The 8,874-nt window shown below is 41.9% G+C and carries 2 protein-coding genes; both read right to left on the bottom strand.

The features are described from left to right. Positions 1 to 6,253: SpvB/TcaC N-terminal domain-containing protein (locus FLL45_RS19590; protein WP_142943744.1), on the bottom strand; the 6,253-nt coding region annotated here is incomplete at its 3' end. A gap of 812 nt (positions 6,254 to 7,065) precedes the next feature. Next, complete coding sequence (locus tag FLL45_RS19585) at positions 7,066 to 8,868, bottom strand: DUF885 domain-containing protein (protein WP_142943743.1); 1,803 nt, start codon at positions 8,866 to 8,868, stop codon at positions 7,066 to 7,068. Positions 8,869 to 8,874 lie beyond the last annotated feature (6 nt).

Here is an 8,874-nt window from a genome sequence, read left to right as displayed (position 1 = left end):
TAAGTATGTTAGTACTGACCTGACTATAAGCATTATCTCGCATTCGCTGGTCGCGCGGTTTACCAAATGGGTCATAGCTGTGACCTTTAATCACATAACCACTACTATTTACCGTCGCAATCATTGAACCTAAACGATCACGATGGAAGTAAGTTGTCGTTTTAGAGCTTGAACCAGCAGCCTGACTCACCACTGCGATATCATCAACATAAGCCTTGTGCGTTGTCTGACCATTTTCAGTTACTCGCTCGTACTCTTTGTCGATATATATTGTCGTCGTTGTATTGCTGCCGGAAGTTTTAACTTGCTTATAGCGCATTTGATCAGCGCCATAGCTAAACCGCAAAGTTCCCCCTGGACTAGTACTGCTGTCACTGGGATGTAACCGGCTATTTTGAGCGACCGTAATTTGCGTTGGCTTGTTAAACGCGTTGTACTTAATATTGCGCACACCATCGTTTTCTAAGTTACCGTTATTATCGTACAGATAATTCCGGTAGCTTCCGTTTTTCATTAGCACCTGGCGGACCGCATTAGGTCCAGCGTTTCCGCCTGCATTTTTAGCAACATTTCCAACTCTGTATGCACTTGTAGAGGCACTAGAAAAATCGGTTTTAAACTTAATGTTGCCGACAGCATCGTAGCCATATTCAACGTAAGGTTGAGTTGCACCTGATAAGCTCAACGTCGAACGAATTAAACGATGCAATTCATCGTAACCATAAGTCTCACTATCAACATAGTAAGTACTACCGCCGTATCCCCCAACCGTTTGCTTGGTTAAGTTACCGTAAGCATCATAGCTATCGTAAACCACCGATTGACGCTCACTTGAATAGCGTTTTAGCTTCGAGTGTTTCATTTGACCCGTTTGTGCATGGAACTGGCGACTGACCCGGCTATAAACACCCATACTCGCTTCAGTCCAATTACCCCAATCATCCATTGCAGTAATTTGACGATAAACCGTGTTATCTAGTGCATTTTTAGTTCGATTGTTGTATCCATAACTATTGAACTCATAAGCAACCACCAAATCATTTGGATATTGCTTACCTTTCACTCGTCCATAATTACCGTCATAAAAAACCGTTGATTCAAAGGTATCGCCGTCAATATTAGTGACAGTACCTGTTGGGCGACAATAATCGTCATATTGATAAACACGCGAGAAGTTTTCACCGCTTGGTAAGTCATGACGCGTTTCTGAATTCGGTACAGCCTTACATGCCGCAGTATTAAAACTAAATGAAGCTTCCAATTGACTTGACGTCGTTCCATTTAAATATCGATGTGTTAACCGGCTTAAACCGTCATAAAAATAATAGTAAGTATTGTTCTCCGCATCAGTTTCCCACTCTACTTCGCCAAAACCGGTGTAGGAAAAATCCTTACGGCCCATGTTAGGATCATTCACCCAAAGCTTTTGCCCCAATGCATTATAAGTCGCGGTAATTGATGACCCTGCCGCATCATTGAGGACAATTGGATTTCCCATACCATCATAGGCATAACGCGTGACACCGCCTTTGGCATCAGTCGTTCGCATTAGCTGTCCGGTGCCACTGTATGTGCGATACATCGGTTGATCGTTATTAACCACAATCCGAGTTCGATAGGGCGACAAAGAAGAACCAGCGGAGGCTCCGTAAGCATATTGAACATCCAAGGTTTGACCCGCTGTTTGATCAACAACTTTACGCAATAATCGACCAGTCACATCATATTGTAAGTACTCTGTACCATAAAGCCCATTTGCAAAGCGAGAAGGCACTGACTCAAATAATTTACGCCCTAACTCATCATAGCGAACGTTCGTATAAATTGACGAACCATCAAAACCTTGAGTTCTGGTGTAAAGGGTACGATTAAACTTATCTTTATAAGCGCTACTTTGTGGCGTCCCCGCGGAGTAAGAGGTTACTTTGTAAACCAGTTTTGCGTCACTGATCCCATCACATCCTTGATTACACGAAGCAAATCGTGTGTAAACTGGCTGACCGGTGCCACTCGGTGGCGTTGCCTTTTCAATACGACCAAAGTTGTCATAGTCAAAATAGCTTACCAAACCATTAATATCAGTCGTTGAATTCGGTTGGCCATGAGTTGGATTGGAATTAGTGTAATCTGTTCCGTCTATATTGGTGACACTAGCCACAAAATAGTTATCGCTTGAGTAGCTAGTGGTTACGGTTCTGTTTTGTCCATCCGCCTGGCTTGTGACCGAAGTTGGTAGACCATAGCTGTTGTAAACAGAAATTACTTTTGATGTCTTACCCGAGCTTGGAACTGTTCGCGTGGTTGACGGTAAGCGACTGCCTTGCGAATCATATTGATCAATATAACTCGTGACCGTTTTATTGCCATCTAAGCTTGAGTTATAAACAGGATTTTGGGTAGTTCCCGAACTTAGCGCTTTGGTTGTCACCGCCGTGGATTTTAATTTATTAATCCACCACACACTGGTACTTGGCGAATAAAAAGTATTCACCGTTTGCGTTTCGTTAACACCAAAGCCTGAATCTACTTTACTCGTCGACTGCTTGATATTGCCGTATGCAAACTCAGCTTCCAAACTATTGATACTCATTTGCGTTGATAACGCGCCTGGATCCGATAATCCAATATAACTAGTTTTCTGAGAAACTAGCTCTCCACCATTTAATTCATAAGTCGAAGCAATCGACTTAGCGGTTGGTGTCCAGTAGGTGCCGCGACCAGTTGTATCTATCTTGGCATAGCCCATTTGTGTTTCTGAAAGTTTCGAGATAGAACAAGTGTCATCGTTAGACGAGGTTAAACAGGTTTTAACGGTCTCAATTTGTCCTGCATGTGGGAACTTCTGATGAAAATCTGTAACCGAACGAATACCCGCTGGACTATCAACAATGATTGAACGGAAGCCTTGGAATCCTCTACCTAAATGATTGTAGATTGCACCTCGATATTGGTAGCTAGTCGTTGAAAAACATGAGTCATTTGAACATGATGGCGTATCTGTAGGTCCACCATTCGATTGTTTAAACTGATCAACGACAATCATTGATGAGCTAAATAAAAACATATCATCATGTTTGTCAGCATAAAGACGCTCTGGATCATAGATTGTTAACTCACCAGTTGAATCTACAAAATCGGATAATGGCTTATAGTTCCACTTTGATTTAACACCCAGGCCATTTTCAACTGCTACCATCATATCTGCTGGACGCGCTGAATTATTTCTCGCTATGTTTAATCCGTTTTCAGTTCCGTTGACATGTTGACCGTTGTTCCAGGTGAAACCAACTGTACTGTATGCATCCATCACACCATCGCCATGAACATCGGCAAAAGCCAAATTATTTAATCGCGCTTCGATATTCGTGGACTGTAAATTTAGACTAAAGACTCCTGCCGTACCCTCATCAAAATCGATGTAGTTCCACTGGACTAAATGGTTTTGCAACCAAGGAAACTCATGTAACGAACAGTTACGTTCAGTCCCTATAGTATCGTCAGCTGAACCAATCGGATCAATACAGTAGGTTTTCAAATGCTCGCCAGGAACCAGTAACTCGTCACGTCCGTCGTTGTCAATATCGGCCACTCGAAAGTGAGCACCGTAAGGTACATCAGGAATTTTATAGTTGTAGGGTGTGAAACCATAATCCTGATAGTCATTTCTAAGTGGGTTTCCAGGGCAAATTTCTCCCGGGAAACCGACCGGACAAGCACTAGTTAAGTTGAAATTTTTGCCTGTATTAACCGCTGAATTAAAGCCGTCACCATTATTAATTTGGTAATACCAGATATCATTGATCGGATATAAAACATCCTGCAAACCATCGCCATTCATATCAAGAAACTGGTGGTAGTGTGGGCTCGCACTATTGGTGGGCACGTTAAAATTAATAGCACTCACTGCGGTTTTCGCTACAGTGAGGTTAGCTGTCGGCGATACTCGATCTAATAATAAAAGATGCGTTTTGTGACCTCGGTAATCTAAAACCCAAATATCAGTTAAACCATTACCATCAATATCGCCTGCTACGCTTACAGTCTCCCCTATATAGGCAACTATTTTGTTTGGATCGGTGAATTGATTGGCAGCCCAATCATCGACCGGATCATAGATCTCCTCTTGGTCGCAATAGGTAATCAACGGCTGAGTGTTACAGCTGTAGTAAACAACAACTCTTGTGTCAGTATTTTTTGTGCCAACAGTGTAATGACGATAGAAGTCACTGATACCATCACCGTTTAAGTCACCAACTTCAGTAGTCATTTCTTGAGGGATTGATGTGACCGCTAATTTAGAGACACCATCGTCATCATAAATAAGTGCTTTCTTACCATTCGAGCTAGCATCATAATCGGGCTTACCGTCGCGATTAATATCAATCGAAAATGCAAGTGGACTCGAAAAATTCTTCAGAAATATGTCATCACGACCTTCACCATAGGCCGTAGAGACTCTGGTTTTAGCTGTGATTTCGTTCAGTGATTTATCAAGCTTGATTGTCTTAAACTGTAACCCGCTTTTATAGATTAAAGTTTTCTCGCCATCACCATCCGTGTCAGGACCAAAGATAATTTGGTCGTTGGTGCGCGCATCAAACCCACTAATGTTAGCCATTTGATTAGTAAACCCAAGCGTAGGTTCATGCCAATCAAAGGTCGTTGCTGGTAGACACGCTGGCGAAGAATTCTTATACGCGCACTCAGTAACCGAGCGCAATAAGGTGCGACCAGATGCAGAACTCGTTGCACCATAACTTAGTGTGTATCTACGAACGAGTTGCGAAGCATAGTATGTATTGACTGTCGTCAAACGCTTCGTTTGCTCTGACTTGTACCCAGCCATATAACTGTGAGCCTTATCAGGGCGCGTACTATAACCAAAAGTCACCGAGCGATTGCCGGCATAACCATTTTCCCCGGTGTACTCAACCTTTGACATCAGGTATTCACCCACGCCATGCTCTGAGTAGGTGAATATCATATTGTTTTTCTTAACAGTACGGTCTTCAACTTTTGATAAAGCCCAACTCATTATGATACTTGAGTTACCCAAATAGTGTTTTGAGTTGCTGGTATTACCGTAGTAAGAAACCTTGCCATCTTTGCTCTCTACTTTAAACCAACTGCTAGAAGAACCGATTGAAGCAGAGTTTAAAGTCACTCGAGCAAAGCTGTCTAATTCAGTTCGATACTCGGAGCCACCTTGACCATAAAGTCCAGAAACCAGCACAAGTTTTTGACCATTGAGGCATAGTTTGTCAGTGTTATCTAATCGAACACTTCTTGCATATCCATCTTGTGCCATGGTTGCCGCGCAACGACTAACCGAACCGCCAACATTAAGGTTCCAACCGATACCGGCAACGCCATTCCCCTCTCGCGATGAGTAGCCGATTGAGACACTGGGCTGCATTCCGGCACGACCTGGTGGAACCGCAACCGGGATAGAGTAGGTAGCTGCACCACCTGAAACACCAGCTTGCCCCTCTAGCGCACCAATGGCTTGCTGGGAAGGAACCGATGGCGTGATTAAAGTCGCATCTGGAATTAATTCTGGATTGTTAACGGTTAGTTGCTTTGTCGCACTGTAACTAGAACATGGAGAGGATGCCGCAGAATTACACGCCCTGACGCGGTACTGATAATTACCCGGCGCTTTACCGGAAAAGCTTTTACTTAAAACATTTGATGAAACAACGGTTGTCCAACTGCCACTATTAAAACGCTCTTGAAGATTGTAATAAGAAACGGTACCCGACGGCTTAACCCAACTAATCGTATAATTGCCATTGTCACTTGACTCAGGCCCCAAGGGTACTGCTGGCGTGCTCGGCGCAGTTTGGCCAGAAGAGACATTGATATAACCACTGTATCCCCAGCCACTGCAGACATCAGAAGTGTTGAATGCTGAGTTACAGGCAATTACTCTAAAACGATAAGTACCTGGTAGTTTACCTGTGAAGCTCTTAGTCGTCGTTGATTGACTCACATTCGAGCCTGTCGAGCGCCAGGAGCTGAAGTTATAAGATTCCTCGACTCGATAGTAACCAAGGGTAAAATTCGAGGAAGACTGCCAGCTTAAAGTGAAGTTACCCGTAGAATTTGTAGTTGGTACTATCACTTTCTGCGGCGTCGACGGCACCGGCGTAAGCTCTGGAATTTCAAATCTAACATAGGCTGAAGCATTAAATACCGGTACTACAACCAGCACTGACAACGCCATCAATAAAACGCGCGAGAAGAGTTTCATGATTTTATCCCTGAATGTTTTAACTAACTGTTTTTAAAATTATTTGGATCCTAACGGTCAATCCGACTTTTTAACTATCAAATTTCCGCCAAAAGCTGGTACAAATCGGACATTTTGCTGTTTTTGACCAAAAATCACTCAATATTCTGTGCAAATCCATCTAAAAATGGGGAAAATCGATTGGCACCGAATTAAATTGAACACGAGTAGGTAAGAGAATCGGATATTGAAAATGGTCGCTAGAACTTTGATCGTATACAGCGTATGACCATTTATAGCGTAGCTAAAATCCTTTTCTGACTTATCCCTTTAAACCACCCTTTGATACTCACCGACTCTGATACACCTTCGATGATGGGTATGGCCAACGTGTATTCTGACAAAAACGCGTTAAATAAAATAGGTAATAATGCACATTTTTTCGCTGGCGAGGTTAGACAAAAATTATATGTCGCTTTTTCAAGCCTATGCTATTCGATGAATTTTTTAGGCCTTTTGAATCGAGTACCACTTAAAACTTGCAGGAAACTAATCTTAAAACTCCATTAAAATTGCTTTAAATTACAACTTCCTGGTGTTGGCAGTATTTCAACGCTAGGGCGATAGAAATACTGGCCATCGGTTTGGCTTTCCGGGTGACTGGCTTCCCAACTTCCCTGACATGATCCCGGGGTATTTCTGTCCTATCTTAGCTTGTTGTTTGATTAATTACTCAAGAGGTCATTCCAAACTACCTCTAATTTTTGTTCCTAGCATGTGCCTCTCAATTTAGAGAGGCTTTTTTTTAGTTTTTTTAAACGAGCATAGGTGAATCAACTATTGAGTTTGCCCTCAATGTATTCATCAACTAACCGTTCTAAAATAGTTAAAGGTACCGCACCATTTTTTAATACCACATCATGAAACTCTCTGATGTCGTATTTGTCACCCAGTGCGTTTTTAGATTTTTCTCTTAACTCCATTATTTTTATCATGCCTACTTTATAAGCCAAAGCTTGGCCAGGCCAAACAATATAGCGCTCAATTTCCGATTCGACATCCGTCATCGCCAAACCGGTTGTAGCGTGCATATAATCAATCGCTTGCTCTCGCGTCCAACGTTTATGATGCAAACCGGTATCGACCACCAAACGCACTGCTCGCATTAATTCCGCTTGTAATCGACCCAAATTTCCATAGGCTTCCTCTTGATAACCATATTCCCAAGCTAGTCGTTCCGCGTACAAAGCCCAACCTTCAGAGTAACTAGTAAAGCCAATAAAGTTTCTAAATGTGGGTAGACCTTCAAGCTCTGTCTTAATTGCTATTTGAAAGTGATGTCCCGGTGTCGCTTCATGATAAGCTAATGTTTTCATACTAAACTTCGGCGTTGCTTTTATGTCATAGAGATTCGCGTAGAAAACACCTGGACGAGAACCATCCATCGATGGTCCTTGGTAAGAACCACCGGCTGCAGTTTTTTCGCGATACTTTGGTACTCGCCTAACTTCAACATCTGCCTTAGGTAAAACTTCAAAAAGCTTATCCATTCCGCGACCAATTTCGACAATCATTTTTCGATAGTCTTCTAAGATCTGTCTCCGTCCCTCATCTGTATCTGGATATAAAAAGCGAGGTTCCTCACTCAGATCTTTCATATGCTCGCCAACAGTTTTACCCGAATAGCCTTCACTATCTAGGATTGTTCGCATCTCCGCTAAAATTCTATCTACCTCAGATAACCCCAAAGTGTGAAGCTCTTCTGCAGTATATTGGGTCGTTGTCATCGAAGTGATTCGATGCTGATAATATTCAGCTCCATTTGGAAACTTCCAAACCCCAGCATCACTAGTGGCATTGTCTTGAAGGTTTTCATAAAAAGCGATATAACGATCATAGGCAGGTTGAACAACATCATTCATCTGAGCCAACATCTGATGTTTAAGCGCAGATTTTTCTTCCTCATCTACCCCCTCTAGAGCGTCAACTTTACTGTTAAAGTCTTTGACTAAAACATTATCCGCTAATTCAGGGTCTCGAATATTATGAAGATTTTCGATAATTTTTTTAATGATAAAGTCCGGTGGTATAACGCCGTTTTCCTGCTCTTCTTTTACCGCAAGTAATGTATTGTCAAATACACGACCAATTTGAGAGATTCGAGATAAATAATCCTCCGCATCACCGACATCGTCAACTTTATGCATATTAACCATAAAATTAATTATGCCCTGATATGAACCGCCTCTCTGAGTCACCGAATAATTATTAAATCGATATTTATGAGAGTCCATTTGATTATTTAAAAACCATTCTAAAATATCGTAAGAAAGGGCTTCTTGTCCTTGCAGGCTCTCTCGGTCATACTCTTTGAGTTGCTGTAGGTCTTTCACCAAAAGCTGATAGTTTTTCTCATTCGCTTCGGGCGAGTTATCATTAAGTTCGCCATAATAGAGTTTTAATCCCATTCCGGTAAATAATTGTGGATTTTGCAAAGCGAACTCTACGAATATTTTTTCGTAGAAATGGTTTATAAATACTGGTCTAAACCAAATTAGATTAATTAAAAATAAACTAAGCAGCAGTAGTAATATTAACAGCGTTCTTTTGCTGTATTTCCAGATATTCGCTTTCATAAGGTA

The organism is Aliikangiella marina (assembly GCF_007004765.1).
Lineage (GTDB): Bacteria > Pseudomonadota > Gammaproteobacteria > Enterobacterales > Kangiellaceae > Aliikangiella > Aliikangiella marina.
The sequence above is the reverse complement of the archived record's forward strand: the minus strand, read 5'-3'. Positions and strand labels throughout refer to the sequence as shown.

Coding starts and splice junctions, on each gene's coding strand:
- FLL45_RS19585 (WP_142943743.1), bottom strand. CDS start 8,868: ATGAAAGCGAATATCTGGAAATACAGCAAAAGAACGCTGTTAATATTA.